The organism is Polaromonas sp. P3_B1 (genome assembly GCF_056402935.1).
Map to the genome: position 1 here is coordinate 37,832 of NZ_JBFUGK010000030.1, position 23,113 is coordinate 60,944.

At 65.1% G+C, this 23,113-nt stretch carries 25 protein-coding genes; 11 read left to right on the forward strand and 14 right to left on the reverse strand.

What is annotated here, in order from left to right:
• Positions 1-42 precede the first annotated feature (42 nt).
• The gene (locus tag AC1DXS_RS17215) at positions 43-681 is read right to left on the reverse strand and encodes a 5-formyltetrahydrofolate cyclo-ligase (protein WP_477701224.1); all 639 of its coding nucleotides are present in this window, start codon (positions 679-681) and stop codon (positions 43-45) included.
• A gap of 1 nt (position 682) precedes the next feature.
• Here AC1DXS_RS17215 and AC1DXS_RS17220 point away from each other — a divergent pair, with 1 nt between their 5' ends.
• The gene (locus AC1DXS_RS17220) at positions 683-2,806 is read left to right on the forward strand and encodes a lytic transglycosylase domain-containing protein (protein WP_477738694.1); all 2,124 of its coding nucleotides are present in this window, start codon (positions 683-685) and stop codon (positions 2,804-2,806) included.
• 34 nt (positions 2,807-2,840) lie between these two features.
• On the opposite strand, the gene AC1DXS_RS17225 is transcribed toward AC1DXS_RS17220, so the two are convergent.
• Both AC1DXS_RS17225 and AC1DXS_RS17230 read right to left on the reverse strand, forming a co-directional pair.
• The gene (locus tag AC1DXS_RS17225) at positions 2,841-3,977 is read right to left on the reverse strand and encodes an anhydro-N-acetylmuramic acid kinase (protein ID WP_477738695.1); all 1,137 of its coding nucleotides are present in this window, start codon (positions 3,975-3,977) and stop codon (positions 2,841-2,843) included.
• A gap of 144 nt (positions 3,978-4,121) precedes the next feature.
• Positions 4,122-5,486: a peptidoglycan DD-metalloendopeptidase family protein gene (locus AC1DXS_RS17230; protein WP_477738696.1), complete on the reverse strand. Its 1,365-nt coding sequence runs from the start codon at positions 5,484-5,486 to the stop codon at positions 4,122-4,124.
• A gap of 225 nt (positions 5,487-5,711) precedes the next feature.
• On the opposite strand from AC1DXS_RS17230, the gene tyrS reads away from it, so the two are divergent.
• Positions 5,712-6,944 carry a tyrosine--tRNA ligase gene (gene tyrS, locus AC1DXS_RS17235; RefSeq protein WP_477738697.1) on the forward strand — a complete coding sequence of 411 codons (1,233 nt, stop codon included), beginning with the start codon at positions 5,712-5,714 and terminating at the stop codon, positions 6,942-6,944.
• Between the two features lie 37 nt (positions 6,945-6,981).
• Here tyrS and AC1DXS_RS17240 read toward each other — a convergent pair whose 3' ends face one another.
• From AC1DXS_RS17240 to AC1DXS_RS17250, 3 genes are all read right to left on the reverse strand, one after another.
• Positions 6,982-7,602, reverse strand: a complete 621-nt coding sequence (locus AC1DXS_RS17240) for an OmpA family protein (RefSeq protein WP_477738698.1) — start codon at positions 7,600-7,602, stop codon at positions 6,982-6,984.
• Positions 7,599-8,135, reverse strand: coding sequence for a FecR family protein (locus AC1DXS_RS17245; protein ID WP_477738699.1), 537 nt, complete (start codon positions 8,133-8,135; stop codon positions 7,599-7,601). Before AC1DXS_RS17245 ends, AC1DXS_RS17240 begins: the two co-directional genes overlap by 4 nt.
• A 64-nt stretch (positions 8,136-8,199) precedes the next feature.
• Entirely contained in the window at positions 8,200-8,601 is a 402-nt protein-coding gene (locus tag AC1DXS_RS17250) for a cupin domain-containing protein (RefSeq protein WP_413328956.1), read from the reverse strand.
• A gap of 155 nt (positions 8,602-8,756) precedes the next feature.
• On the opposite strand from AC1DXS_RS17250, the gene AC1DXS_RS17255 reads away from it, so the two are divergent.
• The 4 genes from AC1DXS_RS17255 (at position 8,757) to AC1DXS_RS17270 (ending at position 11,739) form a co-directional block, all read left to right on the forward strand.
• Entirely contained in the window at positions 8,757-9,689 is a 933-nt protein-coding gene (locus tag AC1DXS_RS17255; protein ID WP_477738700.1) for a cation diffusion facilitator family transporter, read from the forward strand.
• A gap of 59 nt (positions 9,690-9,748) precedes the next feature.
• Positions 9,749-10,519 carry a substrate-binding domain-containing protein gene (locus AC1DXS_RS17260; RefSeq protein WP_477738701.1) on the forward strand — a complete coding sequence of 257 codons (771 nt, stop codon included), beginning with the start codon at positions 9,749-9,751 and terminating at the stop codon, positions 10,517-10,519.
• The gene (dtd, locus tag AC1DXS_RS17265) at positions 10,519-10,968 is read left to right on the forward strand and encodes a D-aminoacyl-tRNA deacylase (protein ID WP_477738702.1); all 450 of its coding nucleotides are present in this window, start codon (positions 10,519-10,521) and stop codon (positions 10,966-10,968) included. The genes AC1DXS_RS17260 and dtd overlap by 1 nt, the downstream gene beginning before the upstream one ends.
• A 90-nt stretch (positions 10,969-11,058) precedes the next feature.
• The gene (locus AC1DXS_RS17270; RefSeq protein ID WP_477738703.1) at positions 11,059-11,739 is read left to right on the forward strand and encodes a hypothetical protein; all 681 of its coding nucleotides are present in this window, start codon (positions 11,059-11,061) and stop codon (positions 11,737-11,739) included.
• Positions 11,740-11,757: 18 nt separating this feature from the next.
• Here AC1DXS_RS17270 and ybeY read toward each other — a convergent pair whose 3' ends face one another.
• From ybeY to AC1DXS_RS17310, 8 genes are all read right to left on the reverse strand, one after another.
• Positions 11,758-12,213, reverse strand: coding sequence for an rRNA maturation RNase YbeY (ybeY, locus tag AC1DXS_RS17275; protein WP_477738704.1), 456 nt, complete (start codon positions 12,211-12,213; stop codon positions 11,758-11,760).
• Positions 12,203-13,219, reverse strand: coding sequence for a PhoH family protein (locus AC1DXS_RS17280; RefSeq protein ID WP_477738705.1), 1,017 nt, complete (start codon positions 13,217-13,219; stop codon positions 12,203-12,205). Before AC1DXS_RS17280 ends, ybeY begins: the two co-directional genes overlap by 11 nt.
• A gap of 128 nt (positions 13,220-13,347) precedes the next feature.
• Positions 13,348-14,301 carry a phosphatidate cytidylyltransferase gene (locus AC1DXS_RS17285; RefSeq protein WP_477738706.1) on the reverse strand — a complete coding sequence of 318 codons (954 nt, stop codon included), beginning with the start codon at positions 14,299-14,301 and terminating at the stop codon, positions 13,348-13,350.
• The gene (locus AC1DXS_RS17290; protein ID WP_477738707.1) at positions 14,298-14,978 is read right to left on the reverse strand and encodes a lysophospholipid acyltransferase family protein; all 681 of its coding nucleotides are present in this window, start codon (positions 14,976-14,978) and stop codon (positions 14,298-14,300) included. Before AC1DXS_RS17290 ends, AC1DXS_RS17285 begins: the two co-directional genes overlap by 4 nt.
• Before the next feature lie 32 nt (positions 14,979-15,010).
• Entirely contained in the window at positions 15,011-15,445 is a 435-nt protein-coding gene (locus tag AC1DXS_RS17295; protein WP_477738708.1) for a hypothetical protein, read from the reverse strand.
• The gene (locus AC1DXS_RS17300; protein ID WP_477738709.1) at positions 15,442-16,767 is read right to left on the reverse strand and encodes a phosphatase PAP2/dual specificity phosphatase family protein; all 1,326 of its coding nucleotides are present in this window, start codon (positions 16,765-16,767) and stop codon (positions 15,442-15,444) included. Before AC1DXS_RS17300 ends, AC1DXS_RS17295 begins: the two co-directional genes overlap by 4 nt.
• Complete coding sequence (locus AC1DXS_RS17305) at positions 16,764-18,524, reverse strand: bifunctional alpha/beta hydrolase/class I SAM-dependent methyltransferase (protein WP_477738710.1); 1,761 nt, start codon at positions 18,522-18,524, stop codon at positions 16,764-16,766. The genes AC1DXS_RS17300 and AC1DXS_RS17305 overlap by 4 nt, the downstream gene beginning before the upstream one ends.
• A complete protein-coding gene (locus AC1DXS_RS17310) occupies positions 18,525-19,154 on the reverse strand; it encodes a CDP-alcohol phosphatidyltransferase family protein (protein ID WP_477738711.1) in 630 nt (209 codons plus the stop codon).
• Positions 19,155-19,309: 155 nt separating this feature from the next.
• On the opposite strand from AC1DXS_RS17310, the gene ruvA reads away from it, so the two are divergent.
• From ruvA to AC1DXS_RS17335, 5 genes are read left to right on the forward strand one after another with little or no spacing between them, the layout of a single operon-like run.
• Positions 19,310-19,882 carry a Holliday junction branch migration protein RuvA gene (gene ruvA, locus AC1DXS_RS17315; RefSeq protein WP_413328966.1) on the forward strand — a complete coding sequence of 191 codons (573 nt, stop codon included), beginning with the start codon at positions 19,310-19,312 and terminating at the stop codon, positions 19,880-19,882.
• Positions 19,883-19,887: 5 nt separating this feature from the next.
• Complete coding sequence (locus AC1DXS_RS17320; protein ID WP_477738712.1) at positions 19,888-20,697, forward strand: C13 family peptidase; 810 nt, start codon at positions 19,888-19,890, stop codon at positions 20,695-20,697.
• A gap of 10 nt (positions 20,698-20,707) precedes the next feature.
• Positions 20,708-21,775, forward strand: a complete 1,068-nt coding sequence (gene ruvB, locus AC1DXS_RS17325; RefSeq protein ID WP_477738713.1) for a Holliday junction branch migration DNA helicase RuvB — start codon at positions 20,708-20,710, stop codon at positions 21,773-21,775.
• 2 nt (positions 21,776-21,777) lie between these two features.
• Positions 21,778-22,593 (forward strand): hypothetical protein, encoded by an 816-nt coding sequence (locus tag AC1DXS_RS17330; protein ID WP_477738714.1) that lies wholly within the window; start codon positions 21,778-21,780, stop codon positions 22,591-22,593.
• 2 nt (positions 22,594-22,595) lie between these two features.
• On the forward strand, positions 22,596-23,105 hold the full coding sequence (locus AC1DXS_RS17335) for an energy transducer TonB family protein (RefSeq protein ID WP_477738715.1): 510 nt from the start codon (positions 22,596-22,598) through the stop codon (positions 23,103-23,105).
• The last annotated feature ends 8 nt before the right edge of the window (positions 23,106-23,113 follow it).

Here is a 23,113-nt window from a genome sequence, read left to right on the forward strand (position 1 = left end):
ACCGGGCCTCGCCCCAGGCGGCAGCGATGAGGCATCCCGCCATCACACCGGCCAAACCACGCCCTTGTCATTGAGGATGGCGTCCAGCGGAATATCGTGCGGCTCCGGCTCCATGTCCGGCAACCAGCCTTGCGCATAGCCGAGGCCCACGGTGAACGGGCGCGGCTGCAGGGTGGCGAGGGTGCGGTCGTAAAAGCCGCCGCCATAACCCAACCGGTAACCACCCGGCCCGTAGCCCACACAGGGCACGAACAACAGGGTGGGAATAATCACCTCTGTATCTTTTGGTTTCGGGATGCCGTAGGCGTCTTCCTCCATGGGGCACCCCGGGTACCAGGCGTGGAAAGTCAAGGTCTTGTGCAGTTTGTTGACCACCGGCAGGCCGATCTTGCGCGGCGACCGGGCCGCTATGCTTTCGGTAGCAAGCTGTGCAGTTTCCACTTCGGCGAGTGCCGGGTTTGACGAAGAATCCTGACTCAGGATTGCGTCTTCCTGCCACCGGTACAGCGCGGGCAGCGGGTCAAACTCTCCTTTGATGGGCCAATAGGCCCCAATCACCTCGTGGGTGGAACCGACCAGCCAGATGCGCATCACACGCTGCAACAGATCGGCCCGCTCCAGGCGGTCAGGCATGTTCAGACGGGCTTCAACCAGCGCTTTGCGAGTGCTTAATTTGTCCATAATGTCCCAGATGCTATACAAATTTCTTAACAGCCCCATGCGGGCGGCGGCCCTGGCGCCCATTTTGGGCGCGGCGGCCTTTTTCGCGGTGCTCGCGCCTGCTGCGGCCCAGGCGCCCACCACGGCTGCCGACAACGTGATCATCGAGATGAACAAGGCCTTCAAGCGCGGCGACCGCGCCCGGCTGGCGCAGCTGCTGCCACAGGCCAGGGGCCACGCGCTGGAGCCCTGGGCCGCCTACTGGGAGCTCAAGCTGCGCCTGGGCGAAGTCGGCGCGCAGGAAGTGCAGGACTTTTTCAGCCGCTACGCCGGCACCTACCAGGAAGACCGCCTGCGCAACGACTGGCTGCTGCTGCTGGGCCAGCGCCGCGACTGGGCCGGCTTTGCGGCCGAGTATCCCAACTACCGCATGAACGACGACAAGGAAGTGCGCTGCTACGCGCTGCTGGTCGAGCACCTGAAAAACCCGGCGCCCGATGCACGCCTGGCTGACGAAGTGAAGAAGAACTGGTACGCGCAACGCGAGGCCGACGACGGTTGCAACGCGGCCGCCGAGCGCCTGGTGGGCACCAAAAACCTCACGCCGCAGGACGCCTGGGTCAAAGCCCGGCTGGCCACCGAAGCCAACCGCCCGCGCGCGGCACTGGCCGCTGTGCAGATCGTCGCCCCCGACGCCGCGGGCATGGTGAATGACCTCAACGCCAGCCCCATCAAATTCCTGGCCAGCAAGCACATCGCGCTGAGCAAGGCGCGGCGCGAGATCATCACGCTGGCGCTGATCAAGATGGCGATCAGCGACATCGATGGCGCGGCCTTCCAGCTCGAAAACAAATGGGGCATGCAGCTCAACACCGAAGAGCGCAATTGGGTCTGGGGCGTGATCGGCCGGCAGGCCGCCACGCGCCTGGGCACCACCCCGGCCGGCGATGCGCTCCAGTACTTCGCCAAGGTCACCAAGGACACCGATCTCAGCGACGACATGCTGGGCTGGAAAGTGCGCGCCGCGCTGCGCGCCGGCAACCAGCCCAACTGGGCGCTGGTGCTTGCGGCCGTGAATGCCATGAGCGAAGACGGGCGCAAGGACCCGGCCTGGAGCTACTGGAAGGCGCGCGCGCTGCTGGCCACCGCGCCGCCCGATGCGCCGCCCAAGCCAGCAGTGGTGGCCACCACGCCCGGCGTGGTCCAGACCATTCCCACCGGCATTACGATCTCGCCGCAGCGCGCCGAGGCGCTGGCCCTGATGCAGTCCTTCGCATCGGTGCGCGGCTTTTACGAGCAACTGGCGCTTGAGGAACTCGGCCAGAAAGTCACCGTGCCGGCCAAGCCCGCTCCGCTGACAGCTGAAGAAAAAGAAGCCGCAAGGCTCAACCCGGGGCTCAATCGCGGCGCCTACGCCATCGCCATAGGCCTGCGCCCGGAAGGCACGCGCGAGTGGAACTACAGCACCAACCTGCACAAGCGCGGCGGCATGGCCGACCGCGAGCTGCTGGCGGCTGCGCAGTTCGCCTGCGACCGGCAGATCTGGGACCGCTGCATCAACACCAGCGACCGCACCAAGGGCGAGATCGATTTCGAGCAGCGTTTCCCCATGCCTTTCCGCGAGGCGGTGACCAGGCGCGCACAGTCCATCAACCTGGATCCGGCCTATGTGTACGGCCTGATCCGCCAGGAAAGCCGCTTCATCATGGATGCGCGCTCCGGTGTGGGCGCCGCGGGCCTGATGCAGGTCATGCCGGCGACGGCGCGCTGGACCGCCAAGAAAATCGGCCTGGAAGGCTTCACGCAGGACCAGCTCAATGACCGCGATACCAACATCGCCATCGGCACGGCCTACCTCAAGCTCGCGCTGGACGACCTCAACGGCTCCATGCCCATGGCTGCGGCCGCCTACAACGCCGGCCCCGGCCGGCCGCGCACCTGGCGCAATGGACCGGTGCTGGACGCGGCCATCTGGGCCGAGAGCATCCCCTTCAGCGAGACGCGCGACTATGTGAAGAAGGTGCTGTCCAACACCACCAACTACGCCGCCATGCTGACGGGGCAGCCGCAGTCCTTGAAGGCCAGGCTGGGCACGGTGGGGCCGCGTGACGCGTCGCAGCCGGAGCCTTACAAAGACCTGCCTTAAGACAAGGCGCTGCCCCTGTCTTCTTATTCCTGATCTAGGCCGGGTACACCGCGCCCAGCACCCTGAGGCCGCGCGCCCCCGTGACACTGGGCAGGTTGCCGGGCCGGCCCAGCACCAGTTGCCGAGCCAGCCAGGCAAACGCCGTCGCCTCCACCTGGAGGGGCGGCAGGCCGTGCTGGTCGGAGGTGCTGACACGCACCGCCGGCAAACCGGCCTGCAGGCGCGTCAGCAAGTGGGCATTGAAAGCGCCGCCGCCGCACACGATCAGCGATTCGCTGCCTTTTCCGTAACCCTCGACGCCCAGGATGCAGGCTCTGGCGGTGAACTCGGTCAAGGTGTTCTGGATGTCTTCAGGCAGCTCGCCGGCAAAGGGCTGGAGCTTGCCCGCCAGCCAGGCCTGGCTGAACAGGTCGCGGCCGGTGCTCTTGGGGATCGGCTGGGAAAAATAGGGTTCATCCAGCAGGCTGTCCAGCAGCGCCGGCAGCAGCTTCCCGCTGGCCGCCCACGCCCCGCCGGCGTCATAGGCCTGGCCCGTATGCCGTCGGCACCAGGCGTCCATCAACGCATTGCCGGGCCCGCAGTCAAAACCCAGCACCGGCGAAGCCCCCGCTTCAGGCAACACGCTCAGATTGGAAATACCGCCCAGGTTGAGCACGCAAACGGCGCCATCCTCACTCCCGAAAACACCTTGGTGAAAAGCCGGCACCAGCGGCGCGCCCTGCCCGCCCGCGGCCACGTCGCGGCTACGGAAATCGGCGCCGACGGTGATCCCCGTGAGTTCGGCCAGCAAGGCCGGGTTGTTGAGCTGCAAGGTGTAGCCGGCACCCCCCGCCTCGTTCGACGTTCTCTGCGGCTGGTGCCGCACGGTCTGGCCGTGCGCGCCTATGGCCTTGATGTCCAGGGGCGAAATGTTTTGCGTATCGGCCTGGGCCAGCAGCGCGGCGACGACCTTGGCATAGACCGCCGCAATCTGGTTGCCCGCAAGGGCGGCGCGGTGCAGTTCGTTGGGGCCGGGCGTGTTCAGCGCCAGCAGCTCGGCGTGGAAGGCCTCACTGAAGGGCTCGGTCGCGGCGGCCAGGACATTCGGCGTATCGCCCTCAAACGCCACCAGAACACCATCAGCACCGTCGAGCGAGGTGCCTGACATCAGGCCAATGTAGTAGTCAGTCATCGGCCTATTTTGCCGTAACGATGTGGCCCCCACGGTCGCTCACTTCGTGTAGCTTCCTGCCCCCCGAGGGGGCCGCTGCGCCTGCGGTCCGGCAAAGCCGGTTCCGCGGCCCCGGCTGATAAAGAGCCCGGGGCGAGCGGGATGTTATTCAGTACGGGTTTGCGTAATGCTGGATGCCGCCAGGAGCTGCGTCCTCACACCCACCGCAAGCTGCTTGAACAGCGGCATGGAAGCTGCGGCGACGGGAATGGTCTCGCTTTGTTTGGCGATGGTCATCGGGTCCTGCTGCACGCCGCCGACACGGAATTCGAAATGCAGGTGCGGGCCGGTGGCCCAGCCGGTGCTGCCGACCAAACCGATGGTCTGGCCCTGGCTCACGTTCTGGCCTTTTTGCACCATGAGTTTGCTCAGGTGGGCGTAAACGGTTTCGTGGCCGTTGCGGTGGCGGATGAAAACCACGTTGCCATAACCGTTCTGCACGCCGGAGAACTCGACCACGCCATCGCCGACGGTGCGCGCGGGCGTGCCGGTGGCGGCCGCGAAGTCGGTGCCCAGGTGGGCACGCCACTTTTGCAGGATGGGGTGGAAGCGCATCGAAAAGCCGCTGCTGATGCGCGAGAACTCGACCGGCGAGCTCAGGTAGGCGCGGCGCAGGCTCTGGCCGTCAAGGGTGTAGTAGCCGCCCCTGTTGGCGGCGCCCGTCGCGTCCTGGCCCGGAGGCTGGAACCACATGGCCTGGTAGGGCTTGCCGGCGTTGACGAATTCAGCCGACAACACGCGGCCGGTGCGCAGCGGCTCGCCGTCGGCCTCCAGGGACTCATAGACCACGTTGAAGCGGTCGCCCTTGCGCAGCGCGCGGCGGAAGTCGATGTCACCGGAGAAAATTTCGGCGATCTGAACGGCCACGCCGTCGGGGATGCGGGCATCGTCGGTGGCGGCGAACAGCGAGGTCTGGATGCTGCCGCTGGACAGGCGTGCCGTAGCCACATAAGGCGCGGTTTCAATGCGCGAGCTGAAGCCCGCGGGGCCGCGTTCGACCACCAGGCGCTTGAACGTTGTTTCGTCGTCGGTGGGCCAGCGCACGCTGAGCTTGAGCAGTTGCTGGCTGTCGCTGGCTTCGACGGTCACGTTCTTGCCGGCGCGGCCCGACAGCAGGTTGCGCGAATTGGCGTCGCTGCGCAAAAAGGCGGCGGCCGCACTGTCGTCGATGTTCAGGCGTTTGAGCAGCGAGTCGGCGGTGTCGCTGCTGCGCGTGCTCTCAGTGCGAAACAGCTTGAAGCGGAAATCGGTCAGCGATTCGGTCTGGGCCTGCGTGGGCAGGGATTCCACCGCTTCGAGCACCTGGCGCACCGGCAGGTCGGCGGCATCGGGGGCCATGGGGGCCACACCGAAGGCCGTGACGCCGGTGCCCAGCAGCAGGACTGCGAGGCTGGCGGCAACACGTTTGGGGTGGCGGCGAAAGCTGTGGGCGACGGGTAGCAGTACCTGGGATGGGGTTGGCAGTTTCAAGACAAAATTCCCAACAAAAATGCATCGGGCGCTGCGGCGCGCCGGACTGCTGTATAAAACATGGAGAGCTTTTGATGGCCAGCCCTGCGTGAGGGGTGGGGCCTGAGCCATCCAGACGATGTGGTTCCTGATCAGCAATTTGCAGGCCAACTAAAATGGCCCGCTGGATGCAGGAGAGCCGCCAGTATATCTGTCGGACAATCCCCCGACATGTGAAAAACCCTTATGAATCAAGCGCTTGTTACAAAATACCCCGTCACCGACCGTGTAAAGATGGCCCTCGCGATCACCCTCCGGGGCTGCGAAGAGCTGATCCCGGAAAACGATTGGATACAAAAACTGGCCAAATCCGAGGCCACCGGGGTGCCGTTGCGCATCAAGCTGGGCCTGGATCCGACCGCGCCTGACATTCATGTCGGCCACACCGTGGTGCTGAACAAAATGCGTCAGCTCCAGGATTTGGGCCATACAGTCATTTTTCTTATAGGCGATTTCACCAGCCTGATCGGTGACCCCTCGGGCCGCAACAGCACACGCCCGCCGCTCACGCCCGAGCAGATCAAGGTCAATGCAGAGACCTACCGTGCCCAGGCCGACAAGATCCTGGATCCTTCCAGGACCGAGCTGCGCTACAACAGCGAATGGAGCAAGCCGCTGGGCGCCACCGACATGATCCAGCTGGCCTCGCGCTACACCGTGGCCCGCATGATGGAGCGCAACGACTTCCACGACCGTTTCAAGGCCGGCACGCCCATCAGCCTGCATGAGTTCTTGTACCCGCTGATGCAGGGCTACGACTCGGTGGCGCTCAAAAGCGACCTCGAGCTCGGCGGCACCGACCAGAAGTTCAACCTCTTGATGGGCCGCCACCTGCAGCAGGAATACGGCCAGGAGCCGCAGTGCATCCTGACCATGCCGCTGCTCGAAGGCCTGGACGGCATCGACAAGATGTCCAAGAGCAAGAACAACTACATCGGCATCAGCGAAGACGCCAACACCATGTTCGCCAAGGTGCTGTCGATCTCCGACGTGTTGATGTGGAAGTGGTACACGCTGCTGTCCTTCAAGAGCGAAGCCGAGATCGCGGCCCTCAAGGCCGAGGTGGAAGGCGGGCGCAATCCCAAGGACGCCAAGGTGGCGCTGGCCAAGGAAATCACGGCACGCTTTCACTCGGCCGCCGCGGCGGATGCCGCCGAGCAGGACTTCATCAACCGCAGCAAGGGCGGCGTGCCCGATGAGATTCCCGAGGTGTCGCTGACAGGCGCGCCCATGGGCATTGGCGCCTTGCTCAAAGCCGCGGGCCTGGCGCCTTCGGGCAGCGAAGCCACACGCCTGATCGACGGCGGCGGTGTGCGGGTGGATTCCAGCGTGGTGAGCGACAAGGCGCTCAAGCTGGCAGCCGGCACCTATGTGCTGCAGGTCGGCAAGCGCAAGTTCGCGCGCGTGACGCTGGGCTGAGCTTGCGCCGCCCCGGCGCCTGACCTGACTATTTATATTAGCGAACCTCGACGGTGACGCGCCGGTTGCGCGGTTCATCGACCTCATCGGCCGTCGGCACTGCGAGTTCGCGCTCGCCCCGGCCCGCGGCTTCGATGCGCGCCGCCGGGAAATCGCGGCCGGCCAGCATCTGGCGCACCTGCTGCGCGCGCTGGATCGACAGGGCGTCGTTGCTCGCGCCCGAGCCCACGGTGTCGGTATGGCCGGTGATCACCATGTCGCCGCCGCTGCGGGCCAGCGCCGCGGCCAGCACCTGTTCCAGCACCTGCTGCGATTCGGCGGTGAGCACCGTGCCGCCCGCATCGAAATACAGCGTGTAGCGTTGCGGCCTGGGCGGTGCCATCTCGAACAGCGAACGGTTTTCGGCCTGTACTTTGGCCGGGTCGGCCTGGTCCAGCCGGGGCGCGCGGTCGGCGCCCGATGCCGCGGTGGCGCGCTGGTAGGGCTGGGACACGGTGGTCTCGGCGCCGGCGCCCGCCTTGGCGCGCACCACCACGGCGGACGGTGCGCCGCCTTCCTGCGGCAGCAGCAGGACGCGGGTGCTGGGCGTTGAGCAGGCCCCCAACAGCAACAGCAGAGCCAGCGAGACGGGCGTGAACAAGGAGAGACGGCCGCTCATGGCTGGTCGTCCGCCTGCACGATGAAGTCCGTCCCGCGCACGCCCACAAAAGCGAACTGCGTTTCAATGCGCACCGCTTCCGGGTGCGACTTGCCGAGCAGGCCGGTGATCATGCGCAGCGAACCCTTGAGCAGCGAGGCGAGCAAGTTGCCCTCGTGGGTGGTCGCGTCAAAGCTGAAGGCCTTGAGTTCCATTTGCGACGACGGCCCGAGCACCAGCGTGCTGCCGTCGCGCAGCACCACGCTGGCGGCGGAATCGGGGCCGGTCGTGATGCGCCCGCCGGGCTGCAGTGCGTCGCCGGCCTGCGCCGGGCGCGCCGCGGCGCCGGGCGCTTCCAGCAGTTGCACGCCGCCTTTGAGGGTCTTGAGAAAACCGGCTTGCCGAGGGGCGGCTTCAACGGGGGCGGCCGAGGTTGCCGCGATACCGGGGGATTCGGGAACAGAGGGTGGCGTGGTTGCCGACGGGGCCTGCGCATGCGCGCCGGCCGCAGCCAGCGCCAGCGCGGTGGCTGCGATCAGATGCGGATAGGACATTGTTGTTTTTACTCCGGCGGCCATTGTCGCATCGGCGACCGGAGCTTGCAGCGCCCGCGCGACCTCAGGGTGCGGGCGAGGCCAGCGGCTTGCCTTTTTCAACAACGTAAACGCCGACCAGCTTGATGGGCGCGTTGGTGGTGTTGTGGGCGTCATGCACCACACCGGCCGGAATGACGAAGGACTCGCCCGCCTTGACCTGGCGCGGCGGCTGGCCGTCGATCAGCAGGGTAGCTTCGCCTTCGAGCACATAGCTGATTTCATCGCCGGGGTGGGTATGGCGGCCGGCTTTGGCGCCGGGCGCCACATCGACGCGGGCCACCACGGCCTCGCGCCCGGGCACGGATACATCAGCTTTGCCGACCAGCGTGCGCGTCAGGCCCGAGGCCTGCGCGAACAGGGCGCCGGCCGAGACGGCCAGCACGGTGCCCAGCACCAGGGCGACACTGCGTTTCTGGATTTTCATGGTGATTCCTCAGAATGGTTGTTCAGTTGGTGATTGATCACTGATCACGCGCAGGGGCTGCGGCGCGCACTCATCCTAGCGGCGTCGACCGGCGCCGGTCCTGGGAACAACCCTTGGCGCCCCGGCGGCGGCTCGCGCTCGTACACAATAGCCTCATGAGCGCCATTAACCTCCAGGCCTTGACGCCGCAGCGCATGCTGCTTGCCTCCGTGGCCGTGGCGATCGTCACCATCGCCTTGAAGACCGCGGCCTGGTACATCACAGGCTCGGTGGGGCTGCTGTCGGATGCCATGGAGTCGTTCGTCAACCTCGCCAGCGCGGTGTTTGGCCTGGCGATGGTCACCATCGCGCAGCGGCCAGCCGACGATGATCATCCCTACGGCCATCACAAGGCCGAGTATTTTTCCTCCGGCTTTGAAGGCGCGCTGATCATAGGCGCGGCGGCGGCCATCATCTGGGCCGCGACCCATCGCATCCTGAACCCGCAGCCGCTCGAAAAAATGGGCTGGGGCCTGGCGCTCGCCGTGGGCAGCTCGGCCCTCAACGGGCTGCTGGCCTGGGTGATGTTCCGCGCGGCCAGGGTGCACCGTTCCATCGCACTGGAGGCCGACGCCAAACACCTGGTGACCGACGTGTGGACCTCGGCGGGCGTGGTGGTCGGCATAGGCGCCGTGATGGTGACGGGCTGGCTGTGGCTGGACGCGGTGGTCGCGATAGGCGTGGCCCTCAACATCCTCTGGGAGGGCGGCCTGCTGGTGTGGCGCTCGTCGCAGGGCTTGATGGACGAGGCGGTCGAACCCGAGGTGCTGGCCGAGATCGAAAAAACCCTGGAAGCCTTCAAACCCCGCGCGGTGCGGGTGGACCACCTGATCACGCGCCGATCCGGCCAGCGGCGCTACGTGGACTTGCACCTGCACATGCCGGCCAACCTGAGCCTGGGCAAGGCGGCCGACCTGCGCGCGCAGGTCGAGGCGGCGCTGATCGCCGCTGTGCCGGGCCTGCGCGCCACCATCCAGTTGCTGCCCGGCGACGTGGAGCCCTTGCAGGACGACGAGATTGACCAGCCCGGCGGCGGCCAGGGGCAGTGACACCGAGGCCGCCGCTCCTTGAATTTGCTTTTTTTCATGCTTTTGACAAAGGACTCTCCATGAAATGCCGCATTGCAGCCGCCAAAGCCCTGGCCTTGGCCCTTCCTTTCTCCCTGCTGCTGGCCGGCGTGCCGGCGCGCGCCGCCGAAATCGCCGTACTCAGCGCCGGCGCCATCGAGCCGGGGCTGAAGGCGGCAGCCGCCGCGTTTGAAAAGCAGACCGGACACGACGTGAAGATCAGCTTCAACACCGCGCCCGAACTGAAAAAACGCATGGACTCCAACCCGGCCTTCGATGTGGTGATCGCGCCGCCCGCCGTGATCGGTGAATTCGCTGCGGCCAGCAAGCTGGCCGAAACACGCGCCAACGTGGGCCGTGTCGGCATGGGCGTGGCCGTGCGCGAAGGCGCGCCTGCGCCCGATATTTCCAGCGCCGAGGCGCTCAAGCGCTCGGTGCTGGCTGCCGACTCGCTGGTGTTCAACCGCGCGTCCACCGGGCTCTACCTTGAAGGCCTGCTCAAGAAGATGGACGTCTATGCCCAGGTTGAAGGCAAGACCACGCGCTACCCCGACGGCGCCGCCGTGATGGAACATGTCATCAAAGGAAAGGGCAGCGAGATCGGGTTCGGGGCCATCACCGAAATCCTTCTGTACCAGAACAAGGGCCTGAAGTTCGCCGGCCCGGTTCCGGCCGAGGTGCAGAACTACACCGCGTACACCGCCGCGCCGCTGGCCTCGGGCAACCAGCAGGAGCTGGCTCAGCAGTTCGTGAGCTTTCTCGCGGGCCCGGTGGGCAAACCGCTGTTTGTCGCGGCCGGGGTGGCGGACTGATGAAGGCGGTGCTGCAGCGCGTGGCCGAGGCCCGCGTGGTGATTGCGGGCGAGACTGTCGGCCAGATCAGCGGCGGTCTGCTGGTGCTGGTCTGCGCCGAACGCGACGACAGCGAAGCGCAGGCCGACAAGCTGCTCGCCAAGATCCTCAAGTTGCGGATTTTTTCGGACGAAGCGGGCAAGATGAATCTGTCGGTGCAGGATGTTCAGGGTGGCCTGCTCGTTGTCAGCCAATTCACCCTGGCCGCCGACGCGTCGGGCGGCAACCGGCCCAGCTTCACCGGCGCGGCCGCGCCCGACGAAGGCCGCCGGCTCTACGACTACTTTGTGGCCCAGGCCCGGGCGCTGCATCCGCAGGTGCAAACCGGGCAGTTCGCCGCCGACATGAAAGTGCACCTGGTCAACGACGGGCCGGTGACGATACCGTTGCGGATTGATCCGGCAAGCTGAGTATGAAGGCTGAGGTATAAACCGGCAGATCCGCTGGCCGCAAGCTTTCTTCGCGGCGATAGCGGCACCGCAAATATTCCAGGTTATCCCATGATCCGTTTTGTCGTTGCGACGCGCTCCAGTTTTGACAATTTTTTCACCGGCACGGCGCTAGGCCGCTCGCTGGCGCTGTATTACCGGCACGGCGGCATACAGGTACGCGTATTCGAAAGCAACAGCGCGGGCTTGCCCTCTGTCTACAACCAGGCTATCGAAGAAGCGCGAGCGCAACCGGCGCTGATGGTGTTTTGCCATGACGACGTGCATCTCTGCGACTTTTTCTGGGCCGACCGTTTGCAGGAAGGACTGCGGAAATTTGACATCGTTGGCCTGGCCGGCAACGTGCGCCGCGTGCCACGCCAGCCAGGCTGGGCCATTGTGGATGAGCAGTTCACCCTGGACGCGAGCGAAAACCTCAGCGGCACGGTGGCCCATGGCGATGGCTTTCCCTCCCCCAATCTCACCGTCTTCGGCCCCTCGGGCCGGCCGGTCAAGCTGCTGGACGGCCTGCTGCTGGCCTGCAATAGCGAGTTACTGATAAAAAAAGGATTGCGCTTTGACGAGCGCTTCGATTTCCATTTTTACGACCTCGACTTTTGCCGTGAAGCCGAGCAGTTGGGGCTCAGCATGGGCACCTGGCCGATTTCCGTGGTGCATGAAAGCATTGGCATGCCCGGCACCCCTTCCTGGCGCGCCGGTTATGCCACCTACCTGAACAAGTGGAAGTCCTGAGAACGAGCGGCCTGAAAGTCAGCGATAGGGGTTCTTGAAACCCAGGCCCGCCAGGATGCGGATTTCCTCCGCCTCCATGGCTTCGGCGTCTTCTACGCCGGTTTCATGGTCCCAGCCTTGCGCATGCAGCGTCCCGTGCACCAGCAAATGGGCGTAATGGGCTTGCAGCGTCTTCTTGTTGTCCTTGGCTTCTTTGGCCACCACGGGCGCGCACAACACCAGGTCGGCGGTGACCACCGGCTCCTGCGTGTAATCGAAGGTCAGTACGTTGGTGGCGTAGTCGCGCCGGCGGTAGTCGCGGTTCAGCGACTGCCCTTCTTCGGCGTCGACGATGCGCACGGTGATCTCGCCGTCATGCGCGAGCGCGTGGCGTATCCAGCGGGCCACGCTGTGGCGCGGCAATGCCGCGCGGTGGCGCGCGGCATTCTTCAAGTCGCCGAATTGCAGCGACAGGCTGAGCTGCTTAAGAGCCATTGCGGCTCCTTGCGCCGGCGCGGCGGGCAGGGGGCGCGGTGGATTCCGTGGCAGCTTCCCCGCTGAGTGCGGCGGCGCCCGGTGATTTGTCATATGCGTCGACAATGCGCGCCACCAGCGGGTGGCGCACCACGTCGGCGCTGGTCAGGCGGGTGATGGCAATGCCCTTGACGCGCTTGAGCACACGTTCGGCATCCACCAGGCCGCTGAGCTGTGTTCGCGGCAAGTCCACCTGGCTCACGTCGCCCGTCACCACCGCCTTGCTGCCGAAACCTATCCGCGTCAGGAACATCTTCATCTGTTCGGGCGTGGTGTTTTGCGCTTCATCAAGGATGACAAAAGCATGGTTCAGCGTGCGGCCGCGCATGAAGGCCAGTGGCGCGATCTCGATCTGCTGGCGCTCGAAAGCCTTTTGCACGCGCTCAAAGCCCATCAGTTCATGCAGCGCGTCATACAGAGGACGAAGGTAAGGGTCCACTTTCTGGCTCAAGTCGCCCGGCAAAAAACCCAGCCGCTCGCCGGCCTCGACCGCGGGCCGTGTCAGCACGATGCGCTGCACGGTGCTGCGCTCCAGCGCATCGACCGCGCAGGCCACGGCAAGGTAGGTCTTGCCCGTGCCCGCCGGCCCTATGCCGAAGGTGATGTCGTGCGTGGCGATGTTTTCCAGGTAAGTGCCCTGGTTGTTGGTGCGCGCGCGCAAGTCGGCGCGCCGGGTGGCCAGCGTGATGCCGCCGTCGGGCGCGGTGCTCAGCGCCGTGTCGCCAGCCAGCATCAGCTGCACGGTTTCGGGCTCTATGGGCCGCTGGGCGATTTCATACAGGGCCTGCAGCACTTCCAGCGCCAAGGTTGCCTTGACTTTGGTGCCGTCAATCTTGAACTGCTCAAAGCGGTGCGCGATCGTGACGTCCAGCGCCGCCTCAATGGTGCGGATATGGCTGTCCATGGGGCCGCACAGATGCCCCATGCGGGTGTTGTTGGGCGGTGTAAAGGTGTGGCGAAGAATCAAGGGCGGGCTTTCCGGGAGGGTTGCACCAGGCCTGGCCGGCTGGATACTGGCAGATGGGTGATTGTCTCTCCAATATCAAGGCCGTGGGGCCTGCCGGGCCCGGCCCGCGCCGGGTGGTGAACCCGCCCCTACGGTACCCACCAGTAACGCAGTGCATGGAAGTAGATGGGCGCCGCGAAGACCACCGAGTCCAGCCTGTCGAGCATGCCGCCGTGGCCTTCAATCATGGTGCCCCAGTCTTTCACGCCGCGGTCGCGTTTGATGGCCGACATCACCAACCCGCCGAAAAACCCCATCATGCAGATGGTGAGGGCCATGAGCGCCGCCTGCCCGGGGGTAAAGGGTGTCGTCCAGTAAAGCGCCGCCCCCAGCGCGGTGGCGCTGGCAACACCGCCGACCAGGCCCTCCCAGGTTTTGGACGGAGACAGCTCGGGCGCCACCTTGCGCCTGCCGAAAAGTTTGCCCCAGACGTACTGCAGTACGTCGCTGCCCTGCACCACGATCACGAGGAAGGCGATCAGCAGCAGGTTGCGCCCTTCAAAGCCCGGGATTTGCAGCGTGAGCAGCGCCGGCACATGGCTGATGCAGAACACGCAGATCATCAAGCCCCACTGCACTTTCGACGTGCGTTCCAGAAAGCGCTTGGTGTCACCGCCCACTGCCGCGAGGATGGGCAGCACCAGGAAGGCATAGACCGGGATGAAGATGGAGTAAAGCCCGTACCACTCGATCCAGATCAGGAAATACTGCACGGGCAGCGCGATAAAAAAGGCGACCGCGATCGCATGGTGATCGCCCCGGCGCGTGTAGGCCAGGCTCATGAACTCGCGCAGTGCGTAAAACGAGATCAGGTAAAACAGAACGATCACGCCGTTCCTGCCGCAGGCAAAAGACAGCCCGATCACGCCGATCATCACCCACCAGGCGTTGACGCGGGAGTTAAGGTTGTCGATCACCGAGTGCGGCTGGCCGCGCGCGACGCGCCATTTGAGCAGCGCGCCCACGGTGGAGGCAAACAGCAGCACGCCGAAGACGCCGGCGAAAAGCATCAGCGTGGTTTGGGTAGACGGCGAGAAGTTCATGGCGTCACCTCCTCCGCCCGGTCGTATTCCGGCCGCAGGTCAAGCATGGCCTTGCGCGCACGCGCGATAAAGGCGGCTTTGTCCTCCCCTTCGGCGAGCGTTATGGGTGCTCCATAGCGCACGCTGCAGGCCAGCGGAATCGGCACCAGCGTGCCCTTGGGCAATACGCGCTTCAAGTTTTCTATCCAGACCGGCACCAGCCGCACCTGGGGGCAGGCGCGCGTGAGGTGGTAGAGGCCGCTTTTGAGCGGCAGCAGCACGTCGTCACCGGTGTTGCGTGTGCCCTCGGGAAACATGATGAGCGAGTCTCCGGCGAGTAGCGCCTCGGTCATCTGCCCGACCGGGTCGGATCCAGCCTGGGCAACCGCGCCGTCCCGCCGGATCATCAGTGCATTGAATACGTCCCTGCCGATAAAGCGCCGCAGCGCCGAGGCATCCCAGTAGTCCTGGCCCGCCACCGGCCGCGTGATGGCCCGCAGGTCCGCCGGCAGCGTGGCCCAGAGCAGCACGAAGTCGCCATGGCTGGTGTGGTTGGCGAAATAAAGCGTCTGCTCCGCCTTGGGCGTCGTGCCGGCCCAGATGCCGCGCACGCCGGTCAGCAGACGGGCCGCCAGCACGATCAGCCAGGCTGATGCGGTGGCCGCCAGGCCCAGGCCGCTTTGAGGAGGTCTACTCATGTGAAACAAGTCCTTTCAAGGATGGAGCGCGGTCAGCGCAGGTCCTGCGTCAGCAGCGCCAGCAGGAACAGCCCGCTCTGGCAGGCCACGGCAATGGCGTGGCGCCCCAACAGTTGGCGCGCACCAGCCACACGATCCTCCAGGGCGCGCGGCCGGCCGGTGGCCGGGCGCAAGCCCAACCGCTGCAGCGCGCCGTCAAGATCGCTCAGCGAGGTGATGGCGCCGCCGGCCAGGTCCTTGAACAGGCCGGCATCGAAATACAACCGGAAGGCGAGGTAGCGTTCCAGCACGCCGACCAGCGCCACCGCGCCAAAACCCAGCGCGGACAGCAGGGGCAATGAGCGCCCCGTGAGGGCCAGGACGGCGATCGCCAACACACTCAGGGCCAGTCCCCACATGGCCGCTATGCGGTTGGCCTGCAGCAGCCTGGCGGTGGCGGAACACAGTGCGCGATCCATGTCGTTCATGTTGCCGTCCGGCGGGTGGCGTGGTCCAGCGCCTGCTGCCACGCCGCGCCCAGCACGATTTGCGGCCGCGCTTGGCGCACCAGCCCTTCGGCCTGCTGCAGGCTGCCGGCCGCGCCGTGCAGGCGCAGCCAGGTGATGGTCGCGGCGGCGCTGCGCGAAAATCCCAGCGCGCAGCACACCCACACCGCACTGCCGGCACGCCGGCTGCCTTCTATCAGGACGGCTGCGCGCCGCAAATCCTGCGGCGCCGGTATGGTGAGGTCCAACATCGGCACGCACCGCACGCCCTGCGCGAACGGCAACTGCAGTTCGGCGCTGAGGCTTACCAGGTGGGGGCGTCCCGCAGCCTCCCATTCGGCGAGCGCCGGAATGCGCCCGAGGCGCAGGCCCGGTGCGACCTCGACCGATGCCGGAAGCCGGCGCGTCCACAGCTTCGCGTTGACCGCGGCGCCGAGTCGATACGGCGCCAGCAGCCAGCGCGCGGCCCAGCGCATGCGCCCACGACGGTCCATCTGGAAACCGCGCGCCCCCAGCCCCGCATAGTTGAAGGCCACCAGCGCCAGTGACGCGGCCGGCCAGGCGAGCCAAAGGCCCATGCCGCCAAGGGCAAGCGCCGCAGCCAGGAAGACCAATGCCCCTGCGGCGTAAAGCCCCGCCAGCTTCCAGCGCCGCCCGTCGCGCGCCAGGCGCCAGCCCTGCGGCACCGAAGCCACCCTTTCCAGCGGCCAGAGCCAGACACAGACCAGCCCCAGCAAGGCGCCGGTTGGAATGTCGATGAAATGGTGCTGCCAGGTTGTCAGCACCGACGCGCAGATCGCGAACGCCCATAGATGCAACACGGCGCGCGCCCAAGGGGCGGTGATCAGGCGGCGGTACCAGTCCCACAGGATGACGGCCAGCGCAATGTGCAGCGAGGGGGCCTGGTTGAAAGGCTGGTCGAAACTGCGCAGCGCATTGAACAGAAAGGCCGGCGCGCCGCTGACCTCCGGCTGGCCGAAGCTGAAGCGCAGCGGCCACAGCACAAAACAGGCCACCGCCAGGCAGGTCGCCGTCAACAGGCGCGCGCCGTGCCGGTCCAGCGTGTGGCGGTCACGCGCCAGGAACGGCGACAAGGCATAAAAGACGTTGATCGTCCAGTAGGGAAAGATGGTCCACGGCCAGAACGGCAGCGAGCGCTCCCAGTCGAAGGCCATTGTCGGCACCGACGCGCGGGAGGCGGCCCACCAGTTGGCGAAACCGTAGGCGGCGTAAAACAGCGGCCCGAGCAGCGCCAGCCACGCGGCCGCGCGCTTCCAGGGGCGTTGCGCGAACCAGCTTGTCATGCGCCGCCGCGGACCGCGAGGGAAACCGTGAAAATGCCCCACTCATCGATGCGCTGCGCGATCTTGCGAAAGCCCGCTTCTTCCACCAGTTGGTCCATTTCGGCCTGGGTGCGGCGGCGCATGACCCAGGCTTCGCCCTGGCGGTGGCTGGTGAGCGCCCGCGCAATCATTTCCAGCTGCGGATGCCAGGGCTGGCCTGTGTAAACCAGGTAACCGCCCTCTTCCACCGCATCGCCGACACCGGCAAGTGAGCGGCGCACCATCGCGTTGTCGGGAAACAGCTCGTAAAGCCCCGACACCACGGCGACCGTCGGCCGCGGTACGACGCCCGCCAGGCTGTCACGGTCGAAGGCATCGGCCTGCACGAATTGCGCAATGCCCGCGAGCCCTTTTTCGGCGATCAGCGCGCGGCCGTCGCGCACGTTGATGTCGCTGTAATCGCGCAGCAGGATGGAAGCCGGCTTTACCGGGCTGGACAGCGCGGCGTCCAGCACATAACGGCCGTGGCCGGCCGCGATGTCCATCAGCCGAACCTCGCGGTGCTGGGCGGCCAGGCGCTCCATGGCCTCGCGCAGCAGCTCCTCCACATGGATCTTGCGCTGGCGGATGCCGCGCCAGCCAATCGAATTGAGGTAGGTCTTGTCGATGTTCCGGCCCAGCGGGCCCGCACCCTCGGGCCGGTTGCGGTAGACATAGTCCAGCGTGCTGCCGGAATCAAAACCCGTGTCATGGCCCAGCTTGACGCCGCGCGAAAGCAGGCCGCCCAGGCGCAAGCTGCCGCGGGTCAGGGCCCAGTATGCGCCGCGCGGCGAAAAGGGTGAGAGCGGTTCGGCCAGCGCGCGCGATTCGTCGGCCGTTTCACCGCGCAGGTGGGCTTCGCGCAGGTCGACAGCCGGTGTGGGCGCGTCAAAGCGCTCCAGGATGAAATTGCGTATGCCCAGCACGGCCGGCGCACGGTCCTTTTCACCCAGCGTGTCATGAAAAAACCCGGGCAATTCGGTCTTGGTTTTCACGGCGCTGCCCAGGCGCTCGAAGAAGCGGTGCTGCGGTTTGTGGTGCACCACCCAGTCGGCGCCGGAGATCAGCAGTTGCACCGGCTGCGTGATGGCGTTGGCGTCCGCCACGATGCGATCGGCCGCCGTGTACAGGTCCAGCAGGATGTTGACCGCGATGGGGCGCGAAATCAAAGGGTCGCTTTCGTAGCTCGCGATGCGCGCGGGATCGTGCGTGAGGAACTTCGCCTTGACGTAGCTGTTGACGAAAAACAGGCCGCGCAGCTTGTGCATCAATGCCAGCCCGGCGCGCGCGAACGGCACATAGAGCTTGACCTTGAAGGCCGGCGACGCCAGCGTCAGCCCGCGCACCCTGGGCGCGTAGTCGTGCGCCCAGGTCGCGATCAGCACCGCGCCCACGCTTTGCGCGATGACATGGATATCGCGCTCCGGCACGCCATGCGCCTCGCCGATATGGTCGACAAAGGTCTGGACGTCGCGCACCGAGGTCGCGAAGCTGGGGCTGTAGCCGCGCTGGCCCGGTGAACGGCCGTGGCCGCGCGCATCCCATGCGAAAAAATCGAAATCAGGAAGATTGAGTTCATCCACCAGGTGCGCCATGCGCGCCCCATGCTCGTGGCCGCGGTGGAACAGCACGACAGCGCCGCGCCGCGGGCCTTGCGTGGCAGGCCAGTGCCGGTAAAACAGGGATTGCCCGTCGTGCGTGGCAAAGTGGCGCTCTTCGGGGATGCGTGAAGTGCTCATTCAGTCCTTTGTGGTGGGTTGGCGTGTTGCGGAAGCTTCGGCCACGGCCAGGCGCGTCCGGTTGACAATGGTCCATGCAGTCAGAGCGGCAAGCAGCGGCATCAGCCAGGCCGCCCATGCGGGCAAGGGCCCGCCCGATGCAACATACAGCGCCAGCGCACCGAAGACAAAAGCCCGGTCGCTTTTCCCCAGCGGGCCGTCATAGCGGCGCGATGCGCCTATGGTGGGCCCGAGGGCGCCCGCGAATTCGCTGAGGCCGGCCAGCATGATCACGGTGCCGAGCCAGAAAGGACTGAATGGCGCCACCAGGGCAAAAGGAAGATAAAGCGCCGCATCCGACACAACGTCGGTCAGTTCATTGAGAAAGGCACCGAGGGGGCTTTGCTGTCCGTGCTCGCGTGCCAGCATGCCGTCAATCGCATTAAAGCCCATGCGCACGAGCATCCACAGCGCAATCCAGGCAAAGGCGGCCCGCGCGGGCTGCGTGAAGAAAAGCCAGAGGCCCAGGGTCGTTGAGATCGCGCAGGCCGCCAGCGTGAMCTGGTTTGCGGTCACGCCCAAGGCGTGCAGCCACCTGACCAGAGGCCTGAGCAGCGCCTGAAAACGCGGCTTCAATCGATAAATCGACATTTCTTGGAAYCCCCCTCTTTTGCCGGATTCTATAGACCACGGCGTTTTGCCGAAAATACCGGAATTCCGGTTGAATCCGTCCCCGCCCCGATACTCGCGCGGTTGATGGACCTCTCGCCTGGCGTGGCACCAGACACGGCTGATAAGATTTGCCCATGATTGGAAGACTCTCAGGCCAGCTGGCCGAAAAAAATCCACCCGAAATCCTGGTGGACTGCAACGGCGTCGGCTATGAGGTGCTGGTGCCCATGAGCACCTTCTACAACCTGCCCGGCCTGGGCGAAAAAGTCAGCCTGCTGACGCACTTCGTGGTGCGCGAAGACGCGCAGATCCTCTACGGCTTCGGCAGCGCCACCGAGCGCGCGGCCTTTCGCCAGCTGATCAAGATTTCCGGCGTGGGCCCGCGCACCGCGCTCAGCGTCCTCAGCGGCATGAGCGTCGAGGAACTCTCGCAGGCCGTTACCCAGCAGGAGCCCGGCCGCATCATCAAGGTGCCCGGCATCGGCAAAAAGACGGCCGAGCGCCTGCTGCTCGAGTTGAAGGGCAAGCTGGGTGCCGACATCGGCGTGCAGGTCAGCGTGGCCAACGACGCCCAGTCCGACATCCTGCAGGCCCTGGTGGCGCTGGGCTACAGCGACCGCGATGCCGCGCTGGCGCTCAAGGCCTTGCCCAAAGACATTGGTGTGAGCGACGGCATCAAGCTGGCGTTGAAAGCCTTGGCAAAATAGACAGAATGCAATCCCTTGTGTTCAAGCTGATAGGTTTTCGATTGCAGCTTGTCGGTGCGCTTTTATTCCTGGGAATGAGTTTCGGTGGGGTACAGGCGCTAACCGTTACGGAACAAGTAGAGTCAGCAGGGCGGCCAAATCCCCAGCGCTCCACTGCCAGAATTTGGTATGTCGGTGTCGCGCTGCATTACAACTCAACGGCTTTCTGGGGCGATGTTCTCGGCATTGAGTCTGTACTTCGACGTCTCGATCCTGATTTGGTATCAGTGAAGTTGGGAAATGGAAAGCTTGAAAAAGAATGGCCACGAGCCACATTTGCAAACTTCAAAACCGCAGTCGAAGAAGTGGCGAAGGCCGCAAAATCGGATGACCTATTCGTCCTGGCAGTGAGCAGTCATGGTGGCCCGTATTACCTGGAAGCAGGCGCTTCAGCATCTGAGTTATGGGGGCTACGGGAAAAAGAGTTTCGTGAGATTTTGAAACCCTTCGACGAAAGGCGGACGCTGATTTTTGTCGCCTCCTGTTACTCGGGTTCATGGGCCGAGGCTTTGAGGGCTCCCAAACGAGTAATTGTGGCGTCTTCACAGAGAAATCAGAAGTCCGATGGATGTAACCCTGACGGAAAAACCACGGCCTTCATTCGTGCGTGGGTGTCGCAGTTCAAGCCCGAGCTAAGCTTGCGTCACCTGATGTATTTGACAGAAACTCGTATGGACAATTTGGATCGTCAGCGGCCCGTGATCTGGGTTTCAGATGACATGCGCGCGTTTGCAAGAGAGCCCATGAACGCCTGGCGACTGCATATGCCGAGATAGGTAATTGACCATGACCATCCAGACTGACGATTTCTCCCCCGGCGACTTCCCGCCCGCCAAGCGCGTGATGTCGGCCGCGCCGGCCTCACCCGGTGAGGAGGCCATTGAGCGCGCGCTGCGCCCCAAGCTGTTCGATGAATACGTGGGCCAGACCAAGGTGCGCGACCAGCTCGAAATCTTCATTGGCGCGGCCAAAAAGCGCAACGAGGCGCTCGACCATGTGCTGCTGTTCGGTCCGCCCGGCCTGGGCAAGACCACGCTGTCCCACATCATTGCGCACGAGCTCGGCGTGAACCTGCGGCAGACCTCGGGCCCGGTGCTTGAAAAGCCCAAGGACCTGGCGGCGCTGCTGACCAACCTTGAAAAGAACGACGTCCTCTTCATCGATGAAATCCACCGCCTGAGCCCCGTGGTGGAGGAAATCCTCTACCCCGCGCTCGAGGACTACCAGATCGACATCATGATCGGCGAAGGCCCGGCGGCGCGCAGCATCAAGCTGGACCTGCAGCCCTTCACCCTGGTGGGCGCCACCACACGCGCCGGCATGCTGACCAACCCGCTGCGCGACCGCTTCGGCATCGTCGCGCGGCTGGAGTTTTATACGCCCGACGAGCTGGCCCGCATCGTGCGGCGCAGCGCCAAGCTGCTCAACGCGCCCATCGACGAGGATGGCGGTTTTGAGATCGCCCGCCGCTCGCGCGGCACGCCGCGCATCGCCAACCGCCTGCTGCGCCGCGTGCGCGACTATGCCGACGTCAAGGGCAGCGGCCACATCTCGCTGGACATCGCCAACAAGGCGCTGGCCATGCTGGACGTGGACCCGCAGGGTTTTGACGTGATGGACCGCAAGCTGCTCGAAGCCGTGATCCACCGCTTCGACGGCGGGCCGGTCGGCCTGGACAACATCGCCGCCAGCATAGGCGAGGAGCGCGACACGATTGAAGACGTGATCGAGCCCTACCTGATCCAGCAGGGCTACCTGCAACGCACGCCGCGCGGGCGCATCGCCACGCTGGCCGCCTACCGCCACCTGGGCGTGGCGCCGCCGGCCAGCGGCAACGACATGTTTAGCGCCTGAGCATGGGACGGTGGGTGGCGATATCGCCTGCAGCCGATCCCTACTGGTCAGAAATCGGCGCGGTATGGCGTTTCTATAACTCGGTGGTTCTAGGCCTGACGGCGACTGTCATTGTTTCCTACGCCCTGAGCGGGCTGGTGTTCGGTCATTTACCCGTGTTTGTGATGACTGGCTTCTTCATGCTGCACGGCATGCCTGCCTGGCTGGCGGCAGCCGGTACCTTGGTGCTTGCGATGGCTTGGGCGAATCAACTTGTGCAGTGGCACTGGTCGCAGGCTTCAGCGGATTTCTGCCGTCGTTTCCGCATGATGTGTTATGTCGCCTGGGCTACCGCGTGGAGTGTCGCGGTGGTGGTGACGGTGTTTGATGCCAAGCCGTGGGGGCGCTGGGATGGACTGGCGCCCACAGCAGAATGGTTTTTTGCGCCCTTGGCCTGGCTCTGGCGCGACTTGCTGCCGTTGGCGTCACCCCACGTGACGAGCAAACTCTATGTCGCGGGCGCAGCGTTTTTCGGGCTCTTCGTCGTTTTCCTCAAAAGCACTTGGTGGCCCCGAGGTTTTCCTTTCTTCCTGGGGCTGGCCGTTTGTGTAGCAGGCCTTTATTTTCTGGGTGAGGCAGCTTTTGACTATGGCGCCGCCCGCGGACTTGCCGGAGCCTCTGTGAAGTTCCCGAATGAGCTGAACGCCAACCCAGGCCGCTATAACGCATGGAACTTCCTGTCATGGTGGGGCGCGGTTACCAGCATGGCGTACGGCACGGTGTTAGTGTCTTGCGCATTCGTTCTCGGCCCGCACGACCTTAAGGCCCGCACCGATTGATCATGAAACTACCAGTGCATTTTGTGAGCCGCCACATGGCGCCTGCTGTCCGGAGCGTGACCCTGGTCGGACTGCTGGCAGGCTGCGCGGCGACCAGCAACCCGACCCCACCGCGCACACCCAACCCGGCCGTGCCGCTGGCGGCGACCTCCAGCCTGCCGGAATTTCCCGAGCTGTTCAAGCAGATGGGCAAGCTCTACGCCGACCATCCGCAGGCGCCGAAGATGCAGGACGGCGACGGCGCGGGACAGAAGATTTCCATCGCGCGCGTGCGCAAGCCCGGCGCGCTGGACGCGCTGCAGGCCTGGCGCGCGCAGGGCATTCACGGCCGCGTTGTGGTGATTGCATTGCTGGATGCCGAAGGCAAGCTGCTCGATGCGCGCGTGCTGTCGTCCACGCATGCCGAACTCAATGAAGCCGTGCTGCAGTCGGCGCGCGAAGCCGAGTACCGCGGCGGGCGCATCAACGGCGCGGCTGCGCCCATGTACGCCGTCTACGGCGTGAATTTCTAAAAACGAAA

What these genes read in the sequence shown, in the direction of transcription:
- AC1DXS_RS17215 (WP_477701224.1), bottom strand. Translation starts at nt 681, where the DNA reads ATGGACAAATTAAGCACTCGCAAAGCGCTGGTTGAAGCCCGTCTGAAC.
- AC1DXS_RS17220 (WP_477738694.1), top strand. Translation starts at nt 683, where the DNA reads ATGTCCCAGATGCTATACAAATTTCTTAACAGCCCCATGCGGGCGGCG.
- AC1DXS_RS17225 (WP_477738695.1), bottom strand. Translation starts at nt 3,977, where the DNA reads ATGACTGACTACTACATTGGCCTGATGTCAGGCACCTCGCTCGACGGT.
- tyrS (WP_477738697.1), top strand. Translation starts at nt 5,712, where the DNA reads ATGAATCAAGCGCTTGTTACAAAATACCCCGTCACCGACCGTGTAAAG.
- AC1DXS_RS17240 (WP_477738698.1), bottom strand. Translation starts at nt 7,602, where the DNA reads ATGAGCGGCCGTCTCTCCTTGTTCACGCCCGTCTCGCTGGCTCTGCTG.
- AC1DXS_RS17245 (WP_477738699.1), bottom strand. Translation starts at nt 8,135, where the DNA reads ATGTCCTATCCGCATCTGATCGCAGCCACCGCGCTGGCGCTGGCTGCG.
- AC1DXS_RS17250 (WP_413328956.1), bottom strand. Translation starts at nt 8,601, where the DNA reads ATGAAAATCCAGAAACGCAGTGTCGCCCTGGTGCTGGGCACCGTGCTG.
- AC1DXS_RS17255 (WP_477738700.1), top strand. Translation starts at nt 8,757, where the DNA reads ATGAGCGCCATTAACCTCCAGGCCTTGACGCCGCAGCGCATGCTGCTT.
- AC1DXS_RS17260 (WP_477738701.1), top strand. Translation starts at nt 9,749, where the DNA reads ATGAAATGCCGCATTGCAGCCGCCAAAGCCCTGGCCTTGGCCCTTCCT.
- dtd (WP_477738702.1), top strand. Translation starts at nt 10,519, where the DNA reads ATGAAGGCGGTGCTGCAGCGCGTGGCCGAGGCCCGCGTGGTGATTGCG.
- AC1DXS_RS17270 (WP_477738703.1), top strand. Translation starts at nt 11,059, where the DNA reads ATGATCCGTTTTGTCGTTGCGACGCGCTCCAGTTTTGACAATTTTTTC.
- ybeY (WP_477738704.1), bottom strand. Translation starts at nt 12,213, where the DNA reads ATGGCTCTTAAGCAGCTCAGCCTGTCGCTGCAATTCGGCGACTTGAAG.
- AC1DXS_RS17285 (WP_477738706.1), bottom strand. Translation starts at nt 14,301, where the DNA reads ATGAACTTCTCGCCGTCTACCCAAACCACGCTGATGCTTTTCGCCGGC.
- AC1DXS_RS17290 (WP_477738707.1), bottom strand. Translation starts at nt 14,978, where the DNA reads ATGAGTAGACCTCCTCAAAGCGGCCTGGGCCTGGCGGCCACCGCATCA.
- AC1DXS_RS17295 (WP_477738708.1), bottom strand. Translation starts at nt 15,445, where the DNA reads ATGAACGACATGGATCGCGCACTGTGTTCCGCCACCGCCAGGCTGCTG.
- AC1DXS_RS17300 (WP_477738709.1), bottom strand. Translation starts at nt 16,767, where the DNA reads ATGACAAGCTGGTTCGCGCAACGCCCCTGGAAGCGCGCGGCCGCGTGG.
- AC1DXS_RS17305 (WP_477738710.1), bottom strand. Translation starts at nt 18,524, where the DNA reads ATGAGCACTTCACGCATCCCCGAAGAGCGCCACTTTGCCACGCACGAC.
- ruvA (WP_413328966.1), top strand. Translation starts at nt 19,310, where the DNA reads ATGATTGGAAGACTCTCAGGCCAGCTGGCCGAAAAAAATCCACCCGAA.
- AC1DXS_RS17320 (WP_477738712.1), top strand. Translation starts at nt 19,888, where the DNA reads ATGCAATCCCTTGTGTTCAAGCTGATAGGTTTTCGATTGCAGCTTGTC.
- ruvB (WP_477738713.1), top strand. Translation starts at nt 20,708, where the DNA reads ATGACCATCCAGACTGACGATTTCTCCCCCGGCGACTTCCCGCCCGCC.
- AC1DXS_RS17330 (WP_477738714.1), top strand. Translation starts at nt 21,778, where the DNA reads ATGGGACGGTGGGTGGCGATATCGCCTGCAGCCGATCCCTACTGGTCA.
- AC1DXS_RS17335 (WP_477738715.1), top strand. Translation starts at nt 22,596, where the DNA reads ATGAAACTACCAGTGCATTTTGTGAGCCGCCACATGGCGCCTGCTGTC.